At 71.1% G+C, this 25,171-nt stretch carries 22 protein-coding genes; 11 read left to right on the top strand and 11 right to left on the bottom strand.

All coding sequences use genetic code 11. The features are described 5' to 3' along the window. Position 1: 1 nt before the first annotated feature. Positions 2-2,029 (bottom strand): hypothetical protein, encoded by a 2,028-nt coding sequence (locus ACIRR8_RS08035; RefSeq protein WP_404060407.1) that lies wholly within the window; start codon positions 2,027-2,029, stop codon positions 2-4. Positions 2,030-2,441: 412 nt separating this feature from the next. On the opposite strand from ACIRR8_RS08035, the gene ACIRR8_RS08030 reads away from it, so the two are divergent. Both ACIRR8_RS08030 and ACIRR8_RS08025 read left to right on the top strand, forming a co-directional pair. Then, complete coding sequence (locus ACIRR8_RS08030) at positions 2,442-3,035, top strand: hypothetical protein (protein WP_404060405.1); 594 nt, start codon at positions 2,442-2,444, stop codon at positions 3,033-3,035. Between the two features lie 188 nt (positions 3,036-3,223). Continuing rightward, the gene (locus ACIRR8_RS08025; protein ID WP_404060402.1) at positions 3,224-4,423 is read left to right on the top strand and encodes a hypothetical protein; all 1,200 of its coding nucleotides are present in this window, start codon (positions 3,224-3,226) and stop codon (positions 4,421-4,423) included. 3 nt (positions 4,424-4,426) lie between these two features. Here ACIRR8_RS08025 and ACIRR8_RS08020 read toward each other — a convergent pair whose 3' ends face one another. Next, positions 4,427-4,798 carry a DUF192 domain-containing protein gene (locus ACIRR8_RS08020; RefSeq protein ID WP_404060399.1) on the bottom strand — a complete coding sequence of 124 codons (372 nt, stop codon included), beginning with the start codon at positions 4,796-4,798 and terminating at the stop codon, positions 4,427-4,429. A 104-nt stretch (positions 4,799-4,902) separates the two neighbouring features. On the opposite strand from ACIRR8_RS08020, the gene ACIRR8_RS08015 reads away from it, so the two are divergent. The 3 genes from ACIRR8_RS08015 (at position 4,903) to ACIRR8_RS08005 (ending at position 7,401) form a co-directional block, all read left to right on the top strand. Further along, on the top strand, positions 4,903-5,886 hold the full coding sequence (locus tag ACIRR8_RS08015) for a prepilin peptidase (protein WP_404060396.1): 984 nt from the start codon (positions 4,903-4,905) through the stop codon (positions 5,884-5,886). Between the two features lie 107 nt (positions 5,887-5,993). Further along, a complete protein-coding gene (locus ACIRR8_RS08010) occupies positions 5,994-6,830 on the top strand; it encodes a class I SAM-dependent methyltransferase (protein WP_404060393.1) in 837 nt (278 codons plus the stop codon). Between the two features lie 127 nt (positions 6,831-6,957). After that, the gene (locus ACIRR8_RS08005) at positions 6,958-7,401 is read left to right on the top strand and encodes a hypothetical protein (RefSeq protein WP_404060390.1); all 444 of its coding nucleotides are present in this window, start codon (positions 6,958-6,960) and stop codon (positions 7,399-7,401) included. A gap of 68 nt (positions 7,402-7,469) precedes the next feature. Here the strand turns inward: ACIRR8_RS08005 and ACIRR8_RS08000 are convergent, their stop codons facing one another. Together ACIRR8_RS08000 and mgrA are read right to left on the bottom strand one after the other, a co-directional pair. After that, positions 7,470-8,648: a winged helix DNA-binding domain-containing protein gene (locus ACIRR8_RS08000; RefSeq protein WP_404060387.1), complete on the bottom strand. Its 1,179-nt coding sequence runs from the start codon at positions 8,646-8,648 to the stop codon at positions 7,470-7,472. A gap of 359 nt (positions 8,649-9,007) precedes the next feature. Next, positions 9,008-10,057, bottom strand: coding sequence for an L-glyceraldehyde 3-phosphate reductase (mgrA, locus tag ACIRR8_RS07995; RefSeq protein WP_404060384.1), 1,050 nt, complete (start codon positions 10,055-10,057; stop codon positions 9,008-9,010). Between the two features lie 221 nt (positions 10,058-10,278). On the opposite strand from mgrA, the gene ACIRR8_RS07990 reads away from it, so the two are divergent. From ACIRR8_RS07990 to ACIRR8_RS07975, 4 genes are all read left to right on the top strand, one after another. Then, positions 10,279-11,040: an isoprenyl transferase gene (locus ACIRR8_RS07990; RefSeq protein WP_404060756.1), complete on the top strand. Its 762-nt coding sequence runs from the start codon at positions 10,279-10,281 to the stop codon at positions 11,038-11,040. Positions 11,041-11,433: 393 nt separating this feature from the next. Then, positions 11,434-12,756, top strand: a complete 1,323-nt coding sequence (locus ACIRR8_RS07985) for a PhoH family protein (protein WP_128847652.1) — start codon at positions 11,434-11,436, stop codon at positions 12,754-12,756. 390 nt (positions 12,757-13,146) lie between these two features. Next, a complete protein-coding gene (locus ACIRR8_RS07980) occupies positions 13,147-13,872 on the top strand; it encodes a transglycosylase SLT domain-containing protein (RefSeq protein ID WP_404060380.1) in 726 nt (241 codons plus the stop codon). Between the two features lie 120 nt (positions 13,873-13,992). Further along, complete coding sequence (locus ACIRR8_RS07975) at positions 13,993-15,402, top strand: AI-2E family transporter (RefSeq protein ID WP_404060377.1); 1,410 nt, start codon at positions 13,993-13,995, stop codon at positions 15,400-15,402. A 79-nt stretch (positions 15,403-15,481) separates the two neighbouring features. Here ACIRR8_RS07975 and ACIRR8_RS07970 read toward each other — a convergent pair whose 3' ends face one another. Both ACIRR8_RS07970 and ACIRR8_RS07965 read right to left on the bottom strand, forming a co-directional pair. Then, entirely contained in the window at positions 15,482-16,015 is a 534-nt protein-coding gene (locus ACIRR8_RS07970) for an alkyl hydroperoxide reductase (protein ID WP_109979359.1), read from the bottom strand. A gap of 10 nt (positions 16,016-16,025) precedes the next feature. Then, the gene (locus ACIRR8_RS07965; RefSeq protein WP_109163845.1) at positions 16,026-16,580 is read right to left on the bottom strand and encodes a peroxiredoxin; all 555 of its coding nucleotides are present in this window, start codon (positions 16,578-16,580) and stop codon (positions 16,026-16,028) included. 133 nt (positions 16,581-16,713) lie between these two features. On the opposite strand from ACIRR8_RS07965, the gene ACIRR8_RS07960 reads away from it, so the two are divergent. Then, positions 16,714-17,688: a hydrogen peroxide-inducible genes activator gene (locus tag ACIRR8_RS07960; protein ID WP_404060374.1), complete on the top strand. Its 975-nt coding sequence runs from the start codon at positions 16,714-16,716 to the stop codon at positions 17,686-17,688. A 55-nt stretch (positions 17,689-17,743) separates the two neighbouring features. Here the strand turns inward: ACIRR8_RS07960 and ACIRR8_RS07955 are convergent, their stop codons facing one another. From ACIRR8_RS07955 to ACIRR8_RS07935, 5 genes are all read right to left on the bottom strand, one after another. After that, complete coding sequence (locus ACIRR8_RS07955) at positions 17,744-20,146, bottom strand: FtsX-like permease family protein (RefSeq protein ID WP_404060371.1); 2,403 nt, start codon at positions 20,144-20,146, stop codon at positions 17,744-17,746. After that, positions 20,143-20,829 (bottom strand): ABC transporter ATP-binding protein, encoded by a 687-nt coding sequence (locus tag ACIRR8_RS07950; RefSeq protein WP_404060368.1) that lies wholly within the window; start codon positions 20,827-20,829, stop codon positions 20,143-20,145. The genes ACIRR8_RS07955 and ACIRR8_RS07950 overlap by 4 nt, the downstream gene beginning before the upstream one ends. After that, on the bottom strand, positions 20,826-21,350 hold the full coding sequence (locus ACIRR8_RS07945) for a PadR family transcriptional regulator (protein ID WP_382069817.1): 525 nt from the start codon (positions 21,348-21,350) through the stop codon (positions 20,826-20,828). Before ACIRR8_RS07945 ends, ACIRR8_RS07950 begins: the two co-directional genes overlap by 4 nt. 88 nt (positions 21,351-21,438) lie before the next feature. After that, entirely contained in the window at positions 21,439-21,714 is a 276-nt protein-coding gene (locus ACIRR8_RS07940; protein ID WP_404060365.1) for a hypothetical protein, read from the bottom strand. Next, complete coding sequence (locus ACIRR8_RS07935) at positions 21,711-22,682, bottom strand: SPFH domain-containing protein (RefSeq protein ID WP_404060363.1); 972 nt, start codon at positions 22,680-22,682, stop codon at positions 21,711-21,713. Before ACIRR8_RS07935 ends, ACIRR8_RS07940 begins: the two co-directional genes overlap by 4 nt. Positions 22,683-22,922: 240 nt before the next feature. On the opposite strand from ACIRR8_RS07935, the gene ACIRR8_RS07930 reads away from it, so the two are divergent. Continuing rightward, on the top strand, positions 22,923-25,160 hold the full coding sequence (locus ACIRR8_RS07930; RefSeq protein ID WP_404060360.1) for a transglycosylase domain-containing protein: 2,238 nt from the start codon (positions 22,923-22,925) through the stop codon (positions 25,158-25,160). The last annotated feature ends 11 nt before the right edge of the window (positions 25,161-25,171 follow it).

The following is a 25,171-nucleotide window of genomic DNA, read 5'->3' as shown; positions in this document are numbered from 1 at the left end:
GTCAGTTCGCGCAGTAGCTGTACGGAAGATACGTGCGGCCGTCACCCCGCGGCGCCCCCAGGAACCGGGCGTCGGTCAGCGTCTCCTGCTTCTGCTCGCCGGAGAGCGAGAACCCGAGGCTCATCCCGAGCGAGATCTCGAAGCCGAACTCCTGCGCGTCACTCTGGCCGAGGTAGCGCATCGTGCTGGACAGCCCGTCCTCGAACATCAGTTTCCCGAAAGGGTCGTTGCCCGTGGGACGTGTCTCCATGCCGCGGTCGCCGAAGAGGTACTCGAAGGGCGCCGTGTTGTTGCCGGAGCCGTCCAGCCACTGTTCGGCGACGGCCCGCTTCGCCTCGGTGGCCGCGTCCGTCTCCTTGCCGAAGACGATCGAGTTGGTCACCACGTCGATGCCGCTCTCGCCCGACGGGTCCGACACCCTGCCCTTGCCGCCGCGCTTGTCCGCGCCCGACTCGCCGTTGTCGCCGCCGACTTCGACCTTGCCGGACGGCGAACCGTTCTCCACCGTCTGCGTCATGTCGATGCGGACGATCTTCCCGGTCTTCTGGTCGCGGGTGACGGTGATGGCGCCGGTACGGTTCTGCTGGTCGCTCAACGTGCCTTTCAACGGGCCCGCGTTGCCGCTCAGCTTGCCTTCGAGTGTGAGCTTGGCGGTGTAGGTGTACGACTCGTTGCCGCTCACGTCGTCCTTGGTGATCGTCACCTCGGGCGAGAACGTGGCCTTCCCGCCGAGCTTCGCGCCGAGTTCGTCCTCGTCGCCGCCCTTCACCGAAAGGCCGCCGTCGGCATAGGCGTTGAGGCCGACCGTCGCGTACGAGATCTTCTTGTCGCCTATCTTCCGCTCGATGTCTTCCTTCTTCTCCGCCCACTTCATGCCGGAGTACCAGTTCCCGCCGTACCCGCCGCCGTGCTTGGTGGCGGTCTCCCACATCTTCATCTCCTCGATGTCGTCCCGCATCTGCTGCGCCTCTGCCTCGCTCGCGAAGATCCAGGTGTCACCGTTGGTGATCTTGATGCCACCGCCGATGTCGACATCCGCCTTGCCGAGCTTCCCCAGCTTCACGCCCGGCGTGCTCGCCGTGACACCGGCGGAGGCCGCGTCCGTGAAGGTCATGGAGACGACCTGGTCGTTCCCGTCGACCTTGCCGTCGCCGTTGACGTCGGTGTTGGCCTGGGAGACCTTCTGCTGGAAGCCGTACTCCTCGCCCCATTCGAACCAGCCGATCTTGACCTTGCCACCCGCCTTGTCCGAGATCGACGAGATCTGGCACATCTTCGGCTCGTAGTCGGCATCCGTCCTCGGCTGCGCCTCAGGGGTCCCGCCACCCGTGGAGCACGACCCGCCACCTCCACCGGCGGCGGCCAGCGCACTGATCGCGCAGCGGATGCGTTCCCCGATCTGTCCGCCGACGCCCGCCATCGCCATCGCGCCGATCAGCGTCACGACGAGGACCACGACGCCGAGGTACTCCGTCGCCGTGGCGCCGCCGTCACGCCAGTTGTACGAGTACGTCGGCGGCGGCGCGGGCCGGGTCGCGCGCTCCTCCACCAGCCGGTCGACGGCCACACCCGACGCCGCGCCCGCGGCCAGCGACGCCACCGGCATCAGGACGCCCTCGATCCCCACCGCCTCCCACGAGACCGCGAAGCCGTACGCCAGACCGGCCACCGGCACGGCCAGCGCGGCCAGCAGGTAGAGCGGGCGGGAGGGGCGGTGTTCGTCCGGGAGCATGCGGGCGGCGGCCAGGACGGTGAGGAGGGTGACGGTGAGCGCGGGGATGTGCAGTAGCGCGAGCCGCCACCCGAACGACTCCAACCGCGCCTCGCTGCCCAGCAGTTCGAGCAGGATCCGGCTCGACAGGAAACCGGCGGCGAGGTAGACCAGCGAGCCCGTGGCCCAGCTCCGCGTCAACGCGAAGAAGCGGCCGCCCGGTTCCGTGCGTGCCAGGGCGCCGGAGCCCCCTGCACCCCGGCGACCTGGCGGTATGTGGCCCGCGCTCCTGCCCTCCGTGCTCCCGCCACCGCTCACGGCGCATCCTCTCCCCGAACCTGTAGCCCCGTGGCCCGAAGCCCGAAGCCTGTGGCCCGAAGCCCGAAGCCCGAAGCCTGTGGCACGGAGCCCGCGTAAGCCGGCACCCGGACTGCGCCCGCACGGAACCCCGTACGGCCCGCACAACATCCGAACGGCGCGCGTGCTGCTGCCTTCCGGCCGTGAGCGTACGGCCGGAACACGTCCCCGGCGCGGGCCCCCGGCCCCAAAGTCGGGCCCAAGACGGCCGGGTGCGGCTGCCCGGCCCGTTCTTTGGGCCGCCCATGGGTCCGTGGGCCCACGCCGCACTCACCGCCGCTCGGTACGCTCGGATCCATCGGTGGTCGCCTACTCATTTATTGGCGCACGCGAATGATGGGATTCATGTCGTGATGAGGGCGGGGCGGCGTCGATGAGTGCCGGGTTCTTCTCCTCGTACCACTTGGGCTGGACCCGGCTGGACGCCGCGACACTCCTCGGTGACCTGGAATCGGAGGGGCTTCGCCCGGTCCATCCGGTGACCGGGAGGACCATGCTCGTCAGTCTGGACTTCCCTTCGAGCGGTGCCCGGTCGCCTGTGACGCGGGAGCAGCTTCTCTCTCTTTCCGGTCTGCAAAGGCTCCAGGAAGTCGGTTTCCGGCTGTGGGTGGACCGCGGCCCCGACCTCCTGGTCCGCATACGGCGGGCTCGTGGCGGAGTCGTCGCCGTCGAGTTCTCGGTGGGGGAGCTGCCACCGGAGGAGCGGGAGCGGGCGGTGGGCGCCATACGGCGGACCGTCGGCCGGGCCTCCGTGCTCTGCATCGGCTTCGTCGTCGACCGCAGTGGCGCGACGGCCGGCACCGACTGGGACGGGGTCGTCATCGACGGCTCCGCGTCCCTCGACTCCTGGCCGGACGCCGTCGCCGTACGGGAGGAAATCGCCTCCGCGCACCCGCAGTTGACGGTGATGGAGTCGGTCACGGTCTCGCCGTGGAAGGTGTTCGGGAGTGCGGTGCCCAGTCCCTGAAGGGAGACATGTGCCCTGGGCATAGGTCCACGGGCCCAAGGTGCCCGTGGAGAGGCACAAAGGCAGGGGGCAGGCGGCAGAGGTAAGGGCAGAGGGGAGGCTCGCGGAGAGGCGCCAGACGTCACAGAGGCGCCACGCACCGCCCATCGCGGCCAGGAGCACCCGCCCCGGGGGAGATAATCGGCCATATGTCCGATCACCAGCTCCGCGCCCGGATGCCCGGCACTCCTGCCCCGCACCCCCGCGACCCCGCCCCCCGCGCGGCCGCCGCGCTCCGGGCCGCCGCGCCCGCGCTCGCGGTCTACGCCGCCGTACGGGCCCTGGGGCTCCTGGTGCTCTGGGCGGCCGCACAAGCCTCCGGCAAGGACCCCTTGGTACGGCTCACCGGCCGCTGGGACTCCGTCTGGTACCAGCGCATCGCCGAGAACGGCTACGGCTACACCGCCACCCTCCCCGACGGCGCCCTCCACTCCGACCTGGCCTTCTTCCCGCTCCTCCCGGCCCTGGAGCGCGGCCTCGCCGAGGTGACCCCGCTCACCCTCGGCGGCGCCGGGCTCCTGGTCGCCTGGACGGCCGGGCTGCTCGCCGCCTGGGGCATCTTCGCCGTCGGGGCGGAACTGTACGGACGGCGTACGGGGGTGGCGCTGGCCGCGCTCTGGGGCGTGTACCCGACGGCCTTCGTCCAGTCGATGGCGTACACGGAGACGCTCTTCACCGCACTGGCCGCCTGGGCCCTGTACACCGTCCTCAAGGGCCGCTGGCTCGTGGCGGGCGCCCTCTGCGTTCTGGCGGGGCTCACCCGGCCCTCCGCCGCCGCCCTCATCGCGGCCCTGGCGATCACCGCCGCGGTCACCCTCGTACGGGAGTTCCGCGCCGACAGCCGTCCCGGCCCGCTGCTCCGCCGCAACGCCCGGATGATCGCCGGGGTGGTGCTCGCGCCGCTGGGCTGGCTGGCGTACGTGGTGTTCGTGGCCGTCCGCGAAGGCAGCCCGGTCGCGTACTTCGACGTCCAGGCGCAGTGGGGCAACAGCATCGACGGCGGCCGCGCGCTCGCCGCCTTCATCGCCGGGCTGCCGCTGCCCGCGGCCCTCGGGCTCTGCGCGGCGCTCGGGCTGCTCGGCTGGCTGGTGGTGCTCTGCGTACGGCAGCGGCAGCCGCTGCCCCTTCTCGTCTACGGGATCGCGATCGTCGTCATCTCGCTGATCGGCGCCGGGTACTTCGGCTCGCGGCCCCGCCTGATGATGCCCGCGTTCCCGCTGCTCCTCCCGCCCGCCGCCGCCCTGGTACGGCTGCGGAGCACGGGACGCGCGGCCGCCGTCATCGCCGTACTGGCCTGCGCCTCGGCGGCCTACGGCGCCTGGACCCTGCTCGGCGCGGGCCCGCCGTAGGACCTATCGGGCGTCCGCCGCCCGCAGCTCCACCCGCACGCCCGGCCGCACCCCCCACCGTTCCATCGCCCCCGCCTCCGCCTCCACCACGTGGCGGGAGCGCAGGCGCGGCAGACCGAGGCGGCCAGGCTTCATCGTGCGGACGGCCAGCACGGTGAACTTCCGGTCCAGGTACGCCACATCGATCGCGAACCGCATCCGGAACGTGTGCACGCTCCCGGCCGGCGTGAGCAGCAACGCCCCGTCGATCCCGTCCCGCCCCAGCAGCCCGCGCGTACGGGACCGGTACGAGGCCGCGATCCGCAGCGGCACCCCCCGGGCCCCCGCGTCCCCGTCGACCGTCAGTGTCCCGTCGCCATCCCGCCAGGTCCTCATGGCCACCGACCGTAGCCGCCGGCGCACGCCCCTGGGTCCCGAACGGCCCGGAGTGGGCCCCAGGGCCCAAGCTCCCTGTCCGCGCGGCCGATTAGGGTCGTGGTGTGGACCTCGCGCTGCTCGCCGTCGCCGCTGTCTGGGGTGGAGTCACCGGACTGCTGATCCCGCGCGCCGCGTACCGGTTCGCCGTCGACCCCGAGAAGCCCTGGCACACCACCTGCCCCGCCGGCCACCCGCTCACGGGCCCGCTCGCCGGCTGGCTCGGCCCGGCGCGCTGCACCTCCTGCCTCCCCGGCACGCAAGCCCCCGTACGGCACGGAGGCGAAGGGCCCGGCCCCGTACCGTACGGAGGTGAGGAGCCCGGCCCCGTACCGTACGGAGGTGAGGAGCCCGGCCCCGTACCGTACGGAGGTGAGGAGCCCGGCCCCGTACCGTACGGAGACGAGGAGCCCGGCCCCGTACCGTACGGAGACGAAGGCCACGCCCCCCAGCCGCAGGCGGCCGAAGGCACCGCCGCTCCCCGCTCCCCGCGTCCCGGCCGCGTCCCCTACGCCCCCGGCGCCCTCGCTCCCCTCGTCACCGTCCTCGCCTGCCTCGCGCTCGCCGCCGCCACCGGGGCCCGGCCCGAGCTGGCCGCGTGGCTGCTCCTCACCCCGCCCGCCGTCCTCCTCGCCACCGTCGACCGCCGCGTCCACCGGCTGCCCGACCCGCTCACCCTGCCTCTCGCCGCCGCGGCCGTGCTCCTGCTCGGCGGCGCCGCCCTCCTCCCCGGTCATGCCGGATCCTGGACCTCCGGGCTCCTCGGCGGGCTCGTGCTCGGCGGCTTCTACCTCCTGCTCTTCCTCATCAACCCGGACGGCATGGGCTTCGGCGATGTGAAGCTGGCCCTCACCCTGGGCCTCGCCCTCGGCTGGTACGGCTGGGAGGTGCTGTTCCTGGGCGGGTTCGCCGGGTTCCTGTTCGGCGCGGCGTACGGACTCGGGCTCGTCCTGCTCCGACGCGCGGGGCGCAAGACCGGCATCCCGTTCGGGCCGTTCATGATCGCGGGCGCGCTGGTCGGCGTACTGCTGGGGGCTCTGGCGGTCTGAGCCCCGGGGCTCAGCCGGTGAACAGGCCTGGCAGCCCGCACGCCCCGTCCCTTCTACGCCCCGGAATCCATTCGCGCGACCCACCCCCGGCCTGACACCATCCCTGTATGTCCGAACAGTCCCCTCCGCCCCCTCCGTCCCGCCCGGCCCCTCGCTCCGCCCCGTCCTTCGCCTCCGCCGCCTCCCGTGACCGGTTCGAGGCCCTCGTCGCCGAGGCGGACTCCGTCTCCGTCGACGGGTGGGACTTCTCCTGGCTGGAGGGCCGGGCCACCGAGCAGCGACCCTCCTGGGGATACGCGCGCGCCATGGCGGACCGGCTCGGTGAGGCGCGGGCCGCGCTCGACATCCAGACCGGCGGCGGCGAGGTGCTCGCGGCCGCGCCGGTCCTCCCGCCGGTCATGGTGGCCACCGAGTCCTGGCCGCCGAACATCGCCCGCGCCACCGCGCTCCTGCACCCGCTCGGTGCCGTCGTCGTCGCGGACGCGGACGAGCCGCCGCTGCCCTTCGGTGACGCGGCCTTCGACCTGGTGGTCAGCCGGCATCCGGTGACCACCTGGTGGGAGGAGATCGCCCGCGTGCTCGCACCCGGCGGTACGTACTTCTCGCAGCAGGTCGGACCCGCCAGCGTCTTCGAGCTCGTCGAGTTCTTCCTCGGCCCGCAGCCGCCCGGGGTCCGCAGCGCCCGCGGCCCCGAGGACGCGCGCACCGCCGCCGAGGCGGCCGGCCTTGAGGTCGTCGCTCTGCGGCCGGAGCGGCTGCGTACCGAGTTCTTCGACATCGGCGCGGTCGTCTACTTCCTCCGCAAGGTGATCTGGATGGTGCCCGGCTTCACCGTCGAGCAGTACCGGCCCCAACTGGCCGCGCTCCACCGGAAGATCGAAGAAGAGGGCCCGTTCCTCGCCCACACCACCCGCTTCCTGATTGAGGCCCGCAAGCCCCTGTGACGTACCGACGAGTGTCAACCTGCTTACCCCGAAAGCCAGTTCAGCCTTGCCCGGCAGGCAACGCGATCGCACGAGCAGCCGTCCTACACGGCGGGAGCAGGCCCAGCGAGGGAGACGGGGAGCGGCCATGAGGGTGGAGAGGGAAGAGCACGGAGCTCCGGCCGGACGCGCCCGGAGCGGCAATGCCGACTGGCTCACGGGGTCCCGGATCACCGCCGTGCACGGGATCTTCTACCGGCCCGAAGGGCGAGCCGGCGAGCCGGAGGCCGTGGAGTTCGTGATCGACCGGGACCAGTCCGTCCTGCTGACCTGTACCTCCGACTGGACGTTACGCGTCACCCCGGGCGCCTGGCCGCTGCTGCCGGACTGGTGCGTACCGGCCAACCAGTGGCAGCACGCCCCCCTGACGCAGCTGCCGCCCGTGCCGTACGGGGGCGCCTGGACGGTCGTCGGCACGCTGGAGCGCAGAGACGGCAACGGCGAGGTCCACGAGGCGGTCATCCGCTGCGAGCAGGGCGACTTCGTGGTCGCGGCGGGAGACACCCTGGCGGTCCGCTTCAACCCGCACTGAGAGCGCCCCCGCCCGAGAGCCCTCCGCACGTACGCCCTCCACACGCACGCCCCCTACACGCACGCCCTCTACGCGTGCGGCCCCACCGACACCGTCCCCACCGTCAGCTCCGCCCGCCCCTCCATGACCGCCCCCACCCGTTCGGCCTCCTCCTCCAGCGCCCGCAGCCGCGCCGCCGACAGCGGCTCCAATGGCTCCACCGTCACCGCGATCCGTCGGCCCGAGCGGCGCTGGTGCCAGACGCCCGCCACCGTGCCGTCCACCAGCAGCACCGGGTAGTTCCCCGCCTGGCCGCCGCCGAGCGCACGTTCGTACGCCCGGCCGGGGAAGAGCCGCTCGCGGGGCTGCGAGGCGATGGTGAACGCGTCGAAGTACGGGAGCAGGCGCACGCCCCGTACCGGACCGGCGGGGAAGTCCGTGTCGCCCGCCACCACCCAGGCGGGCCCGGCCTCCGCGAACGCCACCTCCTCGATCGCGCCGGAACCGGCCAGCGAGGCGAACAGCCCGTCCGCCCACCGCTTCGGCGCGGCGAGCCACCGCGCGAAGTGGGCCGGAGTGGCCGGACCGTACGCGTGCAGGTACCGCTCCACCAGCGCCGCCTGCGCCTCCGGGCCCGGCAAGGGGGTGTACCCGGGGTTCGTGTAGGTCGCCCGGCGGCCCCGGTTCGGCGCGTAGGCGAGCGCGCCCCGGTGTCCCGCCAGGTGCAGGACCTGCCGCCAGCGCGGCCACATCTCCTGGAAGCCGGGCATCACCAGGTCCCCGGCCCACGGCCCGGTCCGCGCGACGACCGCCTCGGAGAGCTCGTCGACCGTCAGCTCCGTCCCGGTCAGCGCCGTCCCGATCGCCGCCACGACCTCCTCCACCTGGTCCGGGGTCATCCGGGTGTCCTTGGGGAACGGGTTCGGGCCGGTCGGTACGGCGGAGAGCGCGCCGGTCCACAGCGGCAGGTCGGCCGCCGGCAGCAGATGGACCGTGCCGCGCGGCCCGAACGTCTTGACCAGGGTCCGCCGGGCCGGGTCGTCGGCCCACAGTGCCGTACGCACGTCCGCGCGCGTCAGCCCCTCGCCGCGCAGCCCGACCGACAGCTCGGCCGCCGACAGCACCTGGGCGTGCGCACCGAGCATCGCGCCGGCCACGTCGGCGGGGGAGAGGCCGGGCGCCGGGCCCGACAGGTGCTGGCGCTCCATTCTGCGGGCGTTCGCCTCGGGCCAGCTCACGGTCACGGTCCTACGGGCTCGGCTCGTCATAGGACGAACCTAGAAGCTCATCAGGACAAATCCTGTCCGCAAGTGCGCGGAGGGTCGTCACGCATCTCATGCCGTCAAGCTCGCGCCACTCCACGCCCCCTCGATACCGGGGACGAATCCGGGCCCGCGCGAGGCGTCCGCAGCGCCTCCGACCGGCCCCCTTACGGAGTCCGGTGAATCCGGAGAGTAGTTGTGGAGTGGCGTGGCACGCGTCAGGACTTACGAAGGGTTACAGTGGAAACCCCCCCCTCGGGCCGGTCCGTATCCCCCCCCCCACGGACCGGCCCGTTTTTTCTGGGCCGGTAACGGGACTCGTCCCGCCGGATCCCTTATCCGCCCTCTCGCCCCCTGACCCGCTGTCAGCCGCGCCCCGCCCAGATGTTCGTGCCCTCGGTGTCCACCGCGAAGGTGTCGATCTCCTTCAGCTCCGCCGCCGTCAGCGCCGGGCCGGCCAGCGCCGCCACGTTCTCCTCCAGCTGCTTCACGCTCGACGCGCCGATCAGCGCCGACGTCATCCGGCTGTCACGCAGCACCCATGCGATGGCCAGCTGGGCGAGCGACTGGCCGCGGCCCTGCGCGATGTCATTCAGGCCGCGCAGCCGGCGCAGGACCTCGTCCGAGAGCAGGCCCGGGTCCAGCGACTTGCCCTGGGTCGCGCGCGAGCCCTCCGGGATGCCCTTCAGGTACTTGTTCGTGAGCAGGCCCTGGGCGAGCGGCACGAAGGAGATGCAGCCCATGCCGGCCGCCTCCAGGGTGTCGAGCAGGCCGTCGTCCTCGATCCAGCGGTTGATCATGGAGTAGGACGGCTGGTGGATCAGGGCCGGGACGCCCATCTCCCGCAGCAGCCCGGCCGCCTCCGCCGTCTGCTCGGCGTTGTACGAGGAGACACCGACGTACAGCGCCTTGCCCTGCTGGACGGCGGACGCCAGCGCGCCCATCGTCTCCTCCAGCGGGGTGTGCGGGTCGAAGCGGTGCGAGTAGAAGACGTCGACGTACTCCACGCCCATCCGCTTGAGCGAGGCGTCCAGGGAGGACAGCAGGTACTTCCGCGAACCCCACTCGCCGTACGGGCCGGGGTGCATCAGATAGCCGGCCTTGGTGGAAAGGACCAGTTCGTCCCGGTACGGCGCGAAATCCTGGGCGAAGAGCTTGCCGAAGTTCAGCTCGGCCGAACCGGGCGGCGGGCCGTAGTTGTTCGCCAGGTCGAAGTGCGTCACCCCGAGATCGAAGGCGCGGCGCAGGATCGCCCGCTGGGAGTGCAGCGAACGGTCGTCGCCGAAGTTGTGCCACAGACCCAGCGAGAGGGCGGGCAGCTTGAGCCCGCTGCGGCCGGTGCGGCGGTACTCCATGGTGTCGTAGCGCGTGTCGGCAGCGCGGTAGTAGAGCTCTGGGGAGAGGTAATCAGTCACTTTCCCTCCTTATCACGGAGTTGTGACAGACCGGGTTGGGCCCCCGTGACCCGATCGCAGTAATGTGGCGGCTTCGGGAAAGCCGCCGTGCGGCGCGGCTCATACCCGCGCGGGTCCGTGCGGACCGCGCGGCGCTCCCCTGCGGGGGCTGACCCCGGACGACCCCCGGCGACGGGGAGGGCGGGCCCCGGGGCCCGTACGGAACCGAGAGGGTGAACTCAGTGAACTTCCGCGACCTGGTGTACAGGCTCTACGCGCGCCGGGTGGAAGGCCGCCTGGACCACGATCAGGTGCCGAAGCACATCGGGGTCATCCTCGACGGCAACCGCCGGTGGGCGAAGGCGTCCGGCGGCTCGGCCGTGCAGGGCCACCAGGCCGGCGCGGACAAGATCTCCGAGCTGCTCGGCTGGTGCAGCGAGACCGATGTCGAGGTCGTCACCCTCTGGATGCTCTCCACGGACAACTTCGACCGGCCCGAACACGAGCTGAAACCGCTCCTCGGCATCATCGAGAACACCGTGCGCAACCTCGCCTCCGACGGCCGCTGGCGCGTCCACCACGTCGGCACGCTCGACCTGCTGCCCGCCGGGACGCAGACGGTGCTCAAGGAGGCCGAGCAGTCGACGTCCCATGTCGACGGGATAATCGTCAATGTCGCCGTCGGCTACGGCGGCCGCCAGGAGATCGCGGACGCCGTGCGCTCGCTGCTCCTGGAGCACTCGGAGCGCGGTACGACCTTCGAGGAGCTGGCGGAGATCGTCTCCACCGACCTGATCTCCGAGCACCTCTACACCCGCGGCCAGCCCGACCCCGACCTGGTGATCCGGACGAGCGGCGAGCAGCGCCTGTCGGGCTTCATGCTCTGGCAGAGCGCCCATTCGGAGTACTACTTCTGCGAGGTCTTCTGGCCGGCCTTCCGCAAGGTCGACTTCCTGCGGGCGCTGCGCGACTACGCCGCCCGCCACCGCCGCTACGGGGCCTGAACCGGCCCCTGCACCCGTACGGCCCGATGGCTCCTCTATATAGAGGAGCCATCGCGTATGTACGGCGTCATCGTGCGTCCACCGGGACTTCTCCACACCGTGTCATATGCAGCGGCATGGCTTCGGGTCGAACAGGGAATACCCCTGGCAGGTCGACATCCGGTCACCAACCAGGCGGATGTCGCATCCAAGTGAGCGGCACCCAGTCCGCTCGCCCGGGAGGTCCTTTGCGCACGAAGGCCCGTAGCCGTGGACGCAGACAGCCTGCGGCCGACGTGGTGGCCGTGGTCCGGCCCGCGCACAGGGGCCCGATCCCGGTCCGTCCTCTCCTTCGGGAAGCTCCGCGACCGTCCGTCGCACTCCCCGACCTCGTCCGAGGGGGTACGTCCTTCCGTGGTGACCAGTAGCAAGCGCCGCATGCCCGACAGGCGCACATACGTTCTCGACACCAGCGTCCTGCTGGCCGATCCCGGAGCCATGGCCCGCTTCGACGAGCACGAAGTCGTGCTGCCGATCGTGGTGGTCACGGAGCTGGAGGCCAAACGGCACCATCCGGAGCTCGGATACTTCGCCCGGCAGGCCCTGCGCCTGCTGGACGACTTCCGGATCCGGTACGGCCGGCTGGACGCCCCGATCCCGCTCGGGGATCTGGGCGGGACGCTCCGCGTCGAACTCAACCACTCCGACCCCGGCGTCCTGCCCGCCGGCTACCGGCTGGGGGACAACGACTCACGGATTCTCGCGGTCGCGCGCAACCTCCAGGCGGAGGGGTACGACGTCACGGTCGTCTCCAAGGACCTGCCCCTGCGGATCAAGGCCTCCTCGGTCGGCCTCCTCGCCGAGGAGTACCGGGCCGAGCTCGCCATCACCGACTCCGGCTGGACCGGGATGACCGAGCTGTCCCTCTCGGGGGAGCAGGTCGACCTGCTCTTCACCGAGGAGACGCTCTACGTCCCCGAGGCCGCCGAGCTGCCCGTCCACACCGGGCTCGTCCTCCAGTCCGAGCGCGGCAAGGCGCTCGGCCGGGTGACGGCCGAGGGCAATGTGCGGCTCGTGCGGGGCGACCGGGAGGCGTTCGGTATCCACGGCCGCAGCGCCGAGCAGCGGATCGCGCTGGACCTGCTGCTCGACCAGGACGTCGGCATCGTCTCGCTGGGCGGCCGGGCCGGCACCGGAAAGTCCGCGCTCGCGCTCTGCGCCGGTCTGGAGGCGGTGCTGGAGCGCCAGCAGCACAAGAAGGTGATGGTCTTCCGCCCGCTGTACGCGGTGGGCGGCCAGGAGCTCGGCTATCTCCCCGGCAGCGAGGCCGAGAAGATGAGCCCCTGGGCGCAGGCGGTCTTCGACACGCTCTCGGCGGTCGCCGGGCGCGAGGTCATCGAGGAGGTGCTGGGGCGCGGGATGCTGGAGGTCCTGCCGCTCACCCACATCCGCGGCCGCTCGCTCCACGACGCGTTCGTGATCGTGGACGAGGCGCAGTCCCTCGAACGGAACGTGCTGCTGACCGTGTTGTCCCGGATCGGGGCGAATTCGCGCGTGGTGCTCACCCATGACGTGGCCCAGCGGGACAACCTCCGGGTCGGCCGGTACGACGGAGTCGTCGCCGTGGTCGAGAAGCTGAAGGGGCATCCGCTCTTCGCGCATGTGACGCTCACACGTTCGGAGCGTTCCCAGATCGCCGCACTGGTGACCGAAATGCTGGAGGAAGGCCACATCTGACCTGCATGTCCTTGTTCGTGCCGCCCGGCGAGCCAAAGAGCTTAGCCGGGCGGCCTTGTGTTGCGCCGTCATTTCCGTCAAACGGATGGCCCAAACGGGGTGTGACCTTTCCCACGCAACACAGAATTGCCCCGTGGCATCCCCGTCCGGCAGAGTCTTGCTTCCGTCAGGCCCCGCATACGGCACTTGGGCACCTCCAGAGGCGCCACGCACCACACAACTCCACACGCAACCGCCGTATGCCGCCCGCGAGTACCACGCGGCGATCCCTTCACCGGGGTCGCCCATCGGGCCCGTGCCTCCCGTGACCCACGCAGTAGGGAGGCCAGTGCCAGGGGCACGAACGCGCCCGCGAGGTCACCTAAGCGGACGATGCTGGAAGGACACCATGTGAGCCGGATCTCGGTCCGGGGGTTCGCCGTGGCATCTGCCACCGCGGTCACCACCGTCGGCGCCGTCGTAGGCGTTGCCGCGGGCGGCGCACCTGCCGCCGACGACAACAACTTCGAGGCTGCCGCAGCCGACACCACGCTGCTCGCAGACATCCCCGCGGGCCAGCAGGCCCAGGTCCAGATCGCTTCGCTGACGCAGCAGGCCGATGCCCAGGCATCCGCGGCCGACGCCGTCGCGAAGAAGTCGGCCGAGGAGTCCGCCCGTCTCCAGGCCGCCAAGGACGCCAAGTCCAAGAAGGCGGCGGCCGAGGCGAAGGCCGAGGCCGAGCGGCTGGCCAAGGAGAAGGCGGAGAAGGAGAAGAAGGAAGAGGCCGAGCGCGCCAGCCGGTCCTCCGTCCGCGACGCCTCCTCGTTCTCCGCGCAGGGCTCGTACTCCGTGTCCGATGTGCAGGCGATGGCCCGCCAGATGGTTCCCGCGGACCAGTTCCAGTGCTTCAGCAACATCGTGAACCACGAGTCCACCTGGAACTACCGCGCGACCAACCCGTCCTCCGGGGCGTACGGACTGATGCAGGCCCTCCCGGGTCACAAGATGTCCTCCGCCGGCGCCGACTGGCAGACCAACCCGGCCACCCAGATCAAGTGGGGCCTCAGCTACATGGACAGCCGCTACGGCTCCCCGTGCGGCGCCTGGTCCTTCTGGCAGGCCAACAACTGGTACTAGGGGCGAACAGCCCTCCCGAAGCCCCCCACCGCGCACGCGGTGGGGGGCTTCGCGCGTGTACGGTCGCATCCGGCGAACCTGGCAGCGCTGGGGAGCGAAGTTGGGGGAAGGGAAAGAGACATGTCAAAACTGCCAGGCTGGCTGGGCCGCTTCGGGTCCGAACTGACGGAGCTGGGCGCACGCCTGGAAGAGCGCCGGGAGCGTGCCCACGGCGACGACGACCCTCACGGGTCCTCGGACGCCGCGGACTCCGGACAGGTTCCCGCGCCTCCCACGTACGCCCCCTCCGTCGCCGCCAAGCCCGATCCGGTCGCCGCGATCCCGTGGGGGATGCGGGTCGCGGCCGAGGCGGGGTGGCGGCTGCTCGTCCTCGCCGGGACGCTCTGGGTGCTGATGCAGGTGATCAGCGCCGTCCAACTGGTCGTCCTCGCCTTCTCCGCCGCGCTGCTCGTCACCGCGATGCTCCAGCCGACCGTCGTCCGGCTCAAGCGGTACGGGCTGCCGCACGGGCTTGCCACCGCCGTCACGGCGGTGCTCGGGTTCGTCATCATCGGCCTGGTCGGCTGGTTCGTGGTGTGGCAGGTGATGGAGAACCTCGACACGCTCTCCGACCGGGTCCTCGACGGCATCGACGAGTTGAAGCGCTGGCTGCTGGACAGCCCCTTCCACGTCACCGAGTCGCAGATCAACGACATCGCCAAGAACCTCAACGAGACCATCGGCACCAACACGGAGGAGATCACCTCCGCCGGCCTCCAGGGCGTCACCTTCATGGTGGAGTTCCTCACCGGCCTGCTGCTGGCGATGTTCTCCACTCTCTTCCTGCTCTACGACGGCCGGCGGATCTGGGAGTGGTCGCTGAAGCTGGTGCCCGCCGCGGCCCGTCCCGGGGTCGCGGGGGCCGGGCCGCGCGCCTGGCGGACGCTGACCGCCTACGTACGCGGCACGGTGCTGGTCGCCCTGATCGACGCCATCTTCATCGGCCTCGGCCTCTACTTCCTCAATGTGCCGCTCGCGGTGCCGCTGGCCGTGTTCATCTTCCTGTTCGCCTTCATCCCGCTGCTCGGCGCGGTGGTCTCCGGAGCGCTGGCGGTGGTCGTCGCGCTGGTCACCGAAGGCGTGTTCACCGCGCTGATGGTGCTGGTGGTGGTGCTCGCGGTGCAGCAGATCGAGGGCCACATCCTCCAGCCCTTCATCCTCGGCCGGGCGGTCCGGGTCCACCCGCTGGCCGTGGTCCTCGCGGTGGCGACGGGCGGCCTGGTCGCGGGCATCGGCGGTGCGGTGGTCGCCGTACCGCTCGTCGCGGTCACCAATACGGTGGTCGGCTACCTGCGGTCCTACGGTGCCCCGCGCGCGGTCGGCGGCCAGCACGGGGCCACCGCGCTGGGGGTCGCGCCGACCGGGCCACCGGCCGCCCCGGACGCGGTGCTGGAAGGACCGCCACCCGAGCCGGTCACCCCGGTCGTCTTCCCCGATCCGCCGGAGGGCCGGGACCCGTCGCAGGGTGAGCCGCCGGAGAAGCAGCCGTAGGCGGAACGGCAGAAGAAGAGCCCCGAGGACGGTCGGTCGTCCTCGGGGCTCTTCCTCGTGTCAGGGGTGGTGCGGGTGACTACTCGGCGAGTACGGCCTCGGCGTCGAGGGTCACACCGACCGCCTGGATCACCGAGGCGACCTTGACGGCCTCCTGGATGGTCTCGCGGTCCACACCGGCCTTGCGGAGCACCTGCTCGTGCGAGTCCAGGCACTGGCCGCAGCCGTTGATCGCGGAGACGGCGAGCGACCACAGCTCGAAGTCGACCTTCTCCACGCCCGGGTTGCCGATGACGTTCATCCGCAGGCCCGCGCGGAGCGTGCCGTACTCCGGGTCCGACAGCAGGTGCCGGGTCCGGTAGAAGACGTTGTTCATCGCCATGACGGCGGCCGCCGACTTCGCCGCGGTGTACGCCTCCGGCGAGAGGTTGGCCTTCGCCTCGGGCTCCAGCTCGCGCAGCACCTTCGGCGAGCGCGAGGCGATCGCGCAGGCCAGCACGGTGCCCCACAGCTGCTGCTTCGGGAGGTCGCTGTTGCCGATGACCGAACCGAGGTTCAGCTTCAGGTCCTTGGCGAAGTCCGGTATGGCGGACTTCAGTTCATCGAGAGCCATAGGTATCAGCTCACTCGCCCGAGAGGAGCGCGACCGGGTCGAGGGTGTTCTCGCCCTTGGTCCAGTTGCACGGGCACAGCTCGTCGGTCTGCAGGGCGTCGAGGACCCGCAGGACCTCCTTGGGGTTACGGCCCACGGAACCGGCGGTCACCATCGTGAACTGGATCTCGTTGTTCTGGTCGACGATGAAGACGGCGCGCTGCGCGAAGCCGTCCTCGCCCTCGATGCCGAGGTCACGCATGAGCTCGTGCTTCGAGTCGGCCAGCATCGGGAAGGGCAGGTCGGTCAGGTCCGGGTGGTCCTTGCGCCAGGCGTGGTGCACGAACTCGGAGTCACCGGAGAAGCCGAGGACCTGTGCGTCCCGGTCGGCGAACTCCTCGTTCAGCTTGCCGAAGGCGGCGATCTCGGTGGGGCACACGAAGGTGAAGTCCTTCGGCCACGCGAAGACGATCTTCCACTTGCCCTCGTAGGTCTTGTGGTTGATCTGCTCGAACTCCTTGCCGCTCTCCAGCGAGACACAGGCGGTCAGGTCGAACGTGGGGAACTTGTCACCAACAGTGAGCACGCGCTCTCCTTGCAGCGTCTGGAACTCCCCTTTTGGGGGAGTTCCTGAGGGTTGGACGAGATCCACCTTGGCACAGAGTGCATTGATCAGTGAAATAGCTACACTCGGTCGTGATGATCGGAGGTGCCTATCAGTGGCGCAGGGAAAACAGGGCATACGCCCGAAGCCATCCGGTAAGTCGACCGCCAGGCAGCCCAGCCTGTCGCAGCTGCGCGCCTTCGCGGCCGTGGCGGAACATCTGCACTTCCGGGACGCGGCGGCAGCAATCGGGATGAGTCAGCCGGCACTCTCCGGAGCCGTCTCCACCCTGGAGGAGGCACTGGGTGTCCAGCTCATCGAGCGTACGACGCGCAAGGTGCTGCTCTCGCCGGCCGGGGAGCGGCTCGCGGCGCGGACCGGCGTCGTGCTGGAGGCCGTCGCCGCGCTGATGGAGGAGGCGGAGGCCGCCCGCGCGCCGTTCACCGGAGTGCTCCGGCTCGGCGTGATCCCGACCGTCGCCCCGTACCTCCTGCCGACCGTGCTCCGCCTGGTCCACGACCGCTACCCGGACCTCGACCTCCAGGTCCACGAGGAGCAGACCTCCTCGCTGCTGGAGGGGCTCTCCGCCGGGCGGCTGGACCTGCTGCTCCTCGCCGTGCCGCTCGGGGTCCCCGGAGTGAGCGAGATCCCGCTCTTCGACGAGGACTTCGTGCTGGTCATGGAGCAGGACCACTGGCTCGGCGGCCGCGCCGACATCCCGCGCGAGGCGCTGCGCGAGCTGCCGCTGCTCCTCCTGGACGAGGGCCACTGCCTGCGTGACCAGGCCCTGGACATCTGCCGGGAGGCAGGCCGTACGGAGGGGGCGCCGGTCACCACGACCGCCGCCGGGCTCTCCACGCTGGTCCAGCTGGTGGCGGGTGGGCTCGGGGTGACGCTGCTGCCGCGCACCGCCGTCACGGTGGAGACCGCCCGCAACGACGCCCTGGCCACCGGCTACTTCGCCCACCCGGCACCGACCCGGCGGGTGGCGCTGGCGATGCGTACGGGCTCCGCGCGCGGCGGCGAGTTCGCGGAGTTCGGCGCCGCGCTGCGCGGTGCGATGGAGCCGCTGCCGGTACGTCTCGTATGAACGGAAGCCGGTGCGGCCGGGAGGGAGCCTCCTGGCCGCACCGGCTTGCACCGCGCTACTCCGTCCGCAGCCCGTCCGGCCGCATCAGCCGCCACAGCGAAGGCAGCGACAACGCCGTTACCAGCAGGATCAGCCCAGCCCCCGCCCCGGTCAGCGGCAGGAAGAGCCACCAGTCGGAGACGCTCTTCTCGATCATCCAGGTGAGCGTCGCGCCGAGCCCCAGCCCGCCCGCGACCGCCACCAGGAGGCCGAGGACCACGGGGATGGCGGTCTGCCACAGGACCGACCAGCTCAGCGTCGTACGCCGGGTGCCGAAGGCGACGAGCACCGACAACAGCCGCTTCCGCTCGCGCAACTGCTCCAGCTGGGAGACCAGCATCGAGGCGGCGATCAGCAGCAGGACCACGGTCGCCCCGACCTTGAGGCCGGTCTGGATGCTCTCGTACTGCCGGTCGCGCTCCACCGCGTCCAAGGTGACGAAGCGCATCGTGGGGTCGATCCGGGCCGCCGTGTTGCGCACGTGCTCGGCGATGTCCGGCACGCTCCGGTCGACCCGGATCTGGGCGGTGATCTGCGCGCCGGGCAGCGTGCCCGCGTCGATCGCCCCGGTGGTGGCCATGATCCCGTAGTGCGTGTCGCCCATCGGGTCGGTGCGGCCCTGCACGGTCGGGGAGTCGGCGGGCAGGGTCCACCGCACCGGCTTCCCGCTTCCGGAGCCGATCTCGACGACCTCGCCCTTGCGGGCCGTCTCGTCGATCCAGTCCGACATCTCCTGGTCACCCGGCGGGTGGACGACGAACGTGTCGCCGTCCTGGCAGGCGCCGATCCGGGCCAGTTCGCGCAGGGTGGCGCAGGTGCCGACGGTCAGCGAGGTGGTGGGCGGGATGTCGTCGTCGGCGTAGACACCCGGCTTGGACGCGTACGCCTGAACCGAGCCGATGACGGCCTCCACGCCCTTGGTGGCGCGGAACTGCGCGATGGCCGAGGTGGCCGCCTCGCCCGTGACGTTCTCGGAGTACCCGGCGAACTGGGCCCGCGTGGGGTCCTGGCCGGTCATCCGGTTGAAGTCGGCGTTCATCGCGGCGAACATCATCTGCAACGCGACCGCTCCCGCCACCGCCACGGTGACCCCGCTGACCGCGCGGGACGCGGCCCCGCTGCTCAACTGGAGCCTGCGGGTGGCGAGCTGCCAGGGCACCGGGCCGCCGCGCAGCCGGCTCACGCACGCCTCGACCAGCCACGGCAGCAGCAGGGCGAGCCCGACCAGCACGAGCACGGCACCGGTCGCGATGAAGTACGGGTTGAAGGGCGCGTACTCGTAGGTGCTGACCCGGCCCGTGGAGGCGAGCACCACCAGCCCCGCGACCGGCATCAGCAGCCGCCACCAGAGCCGGCGGCCCTGGTCGCGGCCCCGGCGTACGACGCCGAGCGGCTCGATCGCCACGGAGCGCATCGCGACCAGCGTGACGAGCACGGCGGTCAGCGGCACCGCCACGGTGATCAGGGCGGCGAGCAGCGGATCGGGCACCAGGTCCGCCGGGAACGCGCTGACGTCCCAGACCTCCACCGAGCCCGCGAACCGCCGTCCCACCCCGAAGAAGACCAGCCCGGCCAGCAGCCCGAGGACCGCTCCGAACAGCGCCTCCCCGGCGGCGATCCGCCGGGTCGTGCGGATGTCGGCGCCGACCAGGCGCAGCGCGGCGAGTCTGCGGTCACGGCGCTCGCCGCCGAACCGTACGGCGGTGGCGATGAAGATGGCGACCGGCACCAGCAGGACGACACAGACCATCACGGTCAGCATGACCAGCAGCGGCGACAGCGGTGGGGCCTCGCGGGTGTCCCCGTACCCGGCGATCCGGTGGCCGCCCGAGGCGAGTGCGAGGGTGTCGTTGCCCGCGTAGTAGCGGAGTTCGTTCGGAGAGCGCAGCCCGGTGTCGCCGATGGTGCCGGTGATCTCGTACGGCAGCCGCTCGCGCAGCAGGTCGTTGCCGGGGGCGGCCAGCAGCTCCTTGAGCGCGGGGGAGACCACCATCTCGTCCGCCCCGGGGAAGCGGTCGACACCCGGCGGGCGGGCCGGAGCCGTACCGTCGGCGCGCATCAGGTATCCCGCCACGGACTGGCTGTGGTACTCGGTGCCCGTGTCGACCACCACCACCGAGGTGTCGGACTTCGGGGCGTTCGCGCCGGGCACTCCGGAGATCGGGGCCTCCTTGCGCGCCTGGTCGCGCCCGTTCCGTTGGTCCAGCATGTGCGGTACGGAGGAGGCGAGCAGCAGCAACGCGACCCCGAGGCCGACGCCGACCGCCGTCAGCAGCGTACGGATCCAGCCCTCGCGGCCCCCGGCGGCGGCGAACCGGATGCCGAGGCCGAGGTCCCGGAGGGTGGCCGCGCCGCGCGAGGGCGGCTTCGGGGGGTCCTGTCCGGCGGCGGGGGCGGTACGGGAGTCGAGCAGCGTCATACGGCGTGCTCCAGGTCGCGGGCCCGGCCGTCGCGCACGGTGACGTCACGGTCGGAGTAGGCGGCGACCCGGGCCTCGTGGGTGACCAGGACGACCGCCACGTTGGAGGAGCGGGCCGCCTCGGTGAGCAGCTCCATGACCCGCTCGCCGTTGAGGGAGTCCAGGGCGCCGGTCGGCTCGTCCGCGAAGATCACCTTCGGCGAGCCGGCCAGCGCGCGGGCCACGGCGACGCGCTGGCCCTGGCCGCCGGAGACCTCGCCGGGCCGCTTGGCGCCGAGGTCCTCGACCTCCAGGCGCTCCATCCACTCCCGGGCGGTGCGCTCGGCGGCCTTGCGCTTCACCCCGTTGAGCCGCAGCGGCAGGGCCACGTTCTCCACGCAGGTCAGCTCCGGCACGAGCTGGCCGAACTGGAAGACGAAGCCGAAGTCGCTGCGGCGCAGGGCGCTGCGCTCGGCGTCCGACATGGCGGAGAGCTCGCGGCCGGCGTAGGTGATGGTGCCGGAGTCCGGCGTGATGATCCCGGCCAGACAGTGCAGCAGCGTCGACTTGCCGGAGCCGGAGGGGCCCATCACGGCGACGACCTCGCCAGGGTGCACGGAGAACGAGGCGCCGTCCAGGGCGGGCGTCGAGCCGTAGGTCTTGCGCAGGTCGTGCGCGGCGAGCAGGGAGCCGTCGGGGATCACGGGGCCACCACCTTGGCGAGCTGGCCGAGGCGGGCGGCGGTCAGTTCCAGCCAGCGCAGATCGGCTTCCAGGTGGAACAGGGCGTGGTCGCAGATCAGTTGGTCGGCGAGGTCGCCCTTGCGCTTGCGGTCGGTGAGGATGCGCATCATCCGCAGGTGCTCCGAGCGCTGGGAGTCCAGCAGGTCGGAGGCGCTGCGGTCGGTCAGGAGCGCCAGGACGACCTTGGTGTAGAGCGTCGACTGGAGGTACGGCTCCGGCTTCTCGGGCTGCATGAGCCAGCGCGAGACATCGGTGATCCCGGCGTCCGTGATGGCGTAGCGCTTACGCTCGGGCCCCCCTTCGCTCTCTATGCCGTCGACCTCGACGAGCCCGTTCTTCAGGAGGCGGGACATCGTCGAGTAGACCTGGCCGTAGTGGAGCGGGCGGTCCTGGCCGAACTTCTCGTCGAAGGTCCGCTTGAGGTCGTAGCCGTGGCGGGGGCCGGATTCCAGGAGCCCTAGGAGGGTGTGACCGATAGACATGCGCAGCACTGTACACGGTGTGTATACCTGCCGTGTATACGGGTCCGGAAAGCGCCCCTGGCCCGCGGTTGCGGGCCAGGGGCGCTTTCTACGCTTCGGGAGCGGGCGGCGTGGGCGGCTCCTCCGGCGGCTGTTTGGGCGGCCGGCCCCGGCGGGCGATCGGTGCCGCCGCTCCCGGCAGCCGCCCCGCCTCCTTCAGCGCCCGGCGCAGCAGGAACTCGATCTGCGCGTTGGCGCTGCGCAGCTCGTCGGAGGCCCAGCGGGCCAGCGCGTCGTGCACCGCCGGGTCCAGCCGCAGCACCATCTGCTTGCGCTGCCGCGGCCGGTCCGCCGGGGTCCGCCGGGGCGGGGGCTCGCCGGTCACTGGTAGAGGCTGCCCGTATTGAGGACCGGCTGCGCCGCGCGGTCACCGCACAGCACCACCATCAGGTTGCTCACCATGGCGGCCTTCCGCTCGGAGTCCAGCTCCACGATCTCCTGCTCGGCGATCCGGGCCAGCGCCATCTCGACCATGCCCACCGCACCCTCCACGATCTGCTGTCGGGCCGCGACGACCGCGCCGGCCTGCTGGCGCTGGAGCATGGCGGAGGCGATCTCGGGGGCGTACGCGAGGTGGCTGAAGCGGGACTCGATGATCCGGACGCCCGCCGCCTTCACCCGGGCGGTCAGCTCGATCGCCAGCTTCTCGGTGATCTCCTCCGCGTTGCCGCGCAGCGAGAGGCCGTCCTCATCGTGGGCGTCGTACGGGTACTCGATGGCGATGTGCCGGACGGCGGCCTCGGTCTGGGTGGCGACGAACTCCAGGAAGTCGTCGACCTCGAAGAGCGCCTGGGCGGTGTCCTCGACCTTCCAGACGACGATCGCGGCCAGCTCGATCGGGTTGCCGTAGGCGTCGTTGACCTTGAGGACGGCGGTCTCGTGGTTGCGGACCCGGGTGGAGATCTTCTGGCTGGAGGTCAGCGGGTTGATCCAGCGCAGTCCGTCGGCGCGGATGGTGCCGACGTACCGCCCGAAGAGCTGGATCACCCGGGCCTCGCCCGGAGCGACCATCTTCACACCGCTCATGCAGAAGAACGAGGTGATCACCAGGAGCGCCCCGAAGACGAAGAGCGGGACGCCGACCGCGTTGTTGCCGCCCGCCCCGATCACCCCGCCGACGATGGCGAGACCGACCCCGGCGAACACCCCGAGCACCGTCAGCAGCAGCCCCAGACCGCCCGGGATCGAGTGTGCGGTGACCTCCCTGACCTGCGGCTCGGGCATGTCGGGAGCGTCGATGTCGAGCTCGGCCGACAGGGCCTGCGGGCGGTGTCCTTCGTGCTGTCCGGTCATGGGATCCCCCGTTCCGTGCGGCTCGTGCCGCGCTATCAATGTGATGTCACATTAACGGTTCTCGCAACCTTGCGCACCCCTGGGGAGTCGGTTCCCTGGGGAACGGGTGCTGATTGTCACGTCCGGAAAAGACCGGATCGCTTGTCTTTCGTCCGTGCCGACGGTGTTAGCTGGCAGGTCTGAACGGAATCGGGTGAACCGAGCGAGCCGGTCGAGCAGAGAAGCGGGAGCAACACAGCGATGGGTCGAGCGGATGCGCGACGAGCCCGGGCGCAGGAGTCGCGCCGGGCTGCGAAGAGCGGCGGCATACGCAGACTCTTCACGTGGAAGAAGCTGCTGGGCACGTTCTTCGGGATCGTCCTGCTGGGCATGGGCGCCTTCGGTGCGCTCTACCTGTACGTCGACGTGCCCGCGCCGAACGCCTTGGCGCAGCGGCAGAGCAACGTCTACCAGTACAGCGACGGCACGCTCCTCGCCCGGTCCAACGGCGACGTCAACCGGCAGATCGTCGACCTGGCGCAGGTGCCCAAGGAAGTGCAGCACACCTTCGTCGCCGCGGAGAACAAGACCTTCTACGAGGACGACGGCATCGACCTCAAGGGCACGACCCGCGCGTTGCTCAACACGGTCAGCGGCAAGGGCAAGCAGGGCGGGTCGACGATCACCCAGCAGTACGTGAAGAACTACTACCTGACGCAGGACCCGACGATCAGCCGCAAGCTCCAGGAGCTGGTGATCTCGCTCAAGGTCGACCAGGACCAGTCCAAGGGCCAGATCCTCGCCGGGTACATCAACACCGCCTACTACGGACGCGGCGCCAGCGGCATCCAGGCGGCCGCCCAGGCGTACTACGGCATCGACGCCAAGGACCTGAACGTCTCGCAGGGCGCCTACCTCGCATCCCTCCTCCAGGCCCCGAGCCAGTACGACTGGGCCACCGCGACCGACACCGGCAAGCGCCTGGTGAAGGACCGCTGGGCCTACACGCTGAAGAACATGGTCGAGATGGGCTGGCTGAGCGAGGCCGAGCGGGCGAAGCAGGAGTTCCCGGTCCCGCAGAAGCCCAAGCCGGCCAAGGGCATGGAGGGCCAGACCGGCTATCTCGTCGAGGCGGTCAACAAGGAGCTCGACAAGCAGGGCATCTCCGCCGAGGACCGTGAGTCCGGCGGCTGGACCTTCACGCTCACCATCGACAAGAAGCGCCAGCAGCAGCTGGAGAAGTCGGTGGACAAGGAGCTGGAGTCGCAGCTGGACCGCGACGGCAACAAGGTCGACGCCACCGTCCAGGCCGGCGCCACCTCCGTCGACCCGAAGACCGGCAAGGTCCTCGCGATGTACGGCGGCGAGGACTACGTCAAGCACTACGTCAACAACGCCACCCGCCAGGACTACCAGCCGGCCTCCACCTTCAAGCCGCTGGTGCTCGCCGCCGCCCTGGAGAACGAGTCCGAGACGCAGAACGGCAACCTGATCGGGCTCAACACGATCTACGACGGCACCAGCAAGCGGCCCGTCGTCGGCGGCGACACCGACTTCGCCCCGCAGAACGAGGACGACCGCAGCTACGGTCCGATCTCCGTGCAGAAGGCGATGAACAGCTCGGTCAACTCCGTCTTCGCGCAGATGATCGTGGACGTGACGCCCGCCGCCACCAAGCGGACCGCGCTCGCCCTCGGCGTACCGGACAAGAACTTCCCCGAGCGCCCCGCCGTCACCCTCGGCACCATGAACGCCTCCACCTGGGACATGGCCGGCGTCTACGCGACCCTCGACAACCACGGCCGCAAGGTCACCCCGCACATCCTCCAGTCCGCCGAGCACCGCGACCGTACGGTGAAGCCGGAGGCGCCCAAGCGCGAACAGGTGATCAGCCGCGCATCGGCCGACACCGTCACCTCCGCGCTCACCGGCGTCGTCGAGTCCGGCTCCGGCAGCGCCGCCAACACCTCCGCCTACCGGGCGGCCGGCAAGACGGGCACCTCGGAGGAGAACAAGTCGGCCTGGTTCGCCGGGTACACCCCCGAGCTGACCACGGTCGTCGCCCTCTTCGGCGAGTCGCCCAAGGGCGGACGGCAGGTCTCCCTCACCGGTACGGCCAACTCCGGCCGCGCCAACGGCGGCGGCTTCCCGGCCCGGATCTGGGCGGACTACACGCTCGGCGCCCTCGGCGGCGGCTCGGACGCGAAGTTCGACCTCCAGGACGTGGAGCGCGGCGAGGTCCCGCCGCCGCCCACGCCGTCGAAGACGCCGTCGGAGGAGCCGACCCCGTCCGAGGAGCCCACGCCGTCGAAGACGCCGTCCAAGACGCCGAGCACCCCGCCCAGCGAGTCGCCGCCGCCGTCGTCGCCGCCGACTCCTTCGCCGCCGCCGACCATCACACCGCCGACCGTTCCGCCCACGAAGAGCCCCGAGCTGCCGCCGGATCCCGGCGAGGACGACGGGCAGCCGGGAGAGCGCCCCGGCTTCCTGGGGGACTGATCCCGCGCGGA

The organism is Streptomyces sp. NPDC101178, assembly GCF_044767965.1.
GTDB lineage: Bacteria > Actinomycetota > Actinomycetes > Streptomycetales > Streptomycetaceae > Streptomyces.
The sequence above is the reverse complement of the archived record's forward strand: the minus strand, read 5'-3'. Positions and strand labels throughout refer to the sequence as shown.

Excerpts from the sequence above, each read along its gene's own strand:
- ACIRR8_RS08030 (WP_404060405.1), top strand. The coding sequence starts at position 2,442 with ATGAGTGCCGGGTTCTTCTCCTCGTACCACTTGGGCTGGACCCGGCTG.
- ACIRR8_RS08025 (WP_404060402.1), top strand. The coding sequence starts at position 3,224 with ATGTCCGATCACCAGCTCCGCGCCCGGATGCCCGGCACTCCTGCCCCG.
- ACIRR8_RS08020 (WP_404060399.1), bottom strand. The coding sequence starts at position 4,798 with ATGAGGACCTGGCGGGATGGCGACGGGACACTGACGGTCGACGGGGAC.
- ACIRR8_RS08010 (WP_404060393.1), top strand. The coding sequence starts at position 5,994 with ATGTCCGAACAGTCCCCTCCGCCCCCTCCGTCCCGCCCGGCCCCTCGC.
- ACIRR8_RS08005 (WP_404060390.1), top strand. The coding sequence starts at position 6,958 with ATGAGGGTGGAGAGGGAAGAGCACGGAGCTCCGGCCGGACGCGCCCGG.
- ACIRR8_RS08000 (WP_404060387.1), bottom strand. The coding sequence starts at position 8,648 with ATGACGAGCCGAGCCCGTAGGACCGTGACCGTGAGCTGGCCCGAGGCG.
- ACIRR8_RS07975 (WP_404060377.1), top strand. The coding sequence starts at position 13,993 with ATGTCAAAACTGCCAGGCTGGCTGGGCCGCTTCGGGTCCGAACTGACG.
- ACIRR8_RS07970 (WP_109979359.1), bottom strand. The coding sequence starts at position 16,015 with ATGGCTCTCGATGAACTGAAGTCCGCCATACCGGACTTCGCCAAGGAC.
- ACIRR8_RS07955 (WP_404060371.1), bottom strand. The coding sequence starts at position 20,146 with ATGACGCTGCTCGACTCCCGTACCGCCCCCGCCGCCGGACAGGACCCC.
- ACIRR8_RS07945 (WP_382069817.1), bottom strand. The coding sequence starts at position 21,350 with ATGTCTATCGGTCACACCCTCCTAGGGCTCCTGGAATCCGGCCCCCGC.
- ACIRR8_RS07935 (WP_404060363.1), bottom strand. The coding sequence starts at position 22,682 with ATGACCGGACAGCACGAAGGACACCGCCCGCAGGCCCTGTCGGCCGAG.
- ACIRR8_RS07930 (WP_404060360.1), top strand. The coding sequence starts at position 22,923 with ATGGGTCGAGCGGATGCGCGACGAGCCCGGGCGCAGGAGTCGCGCCGG.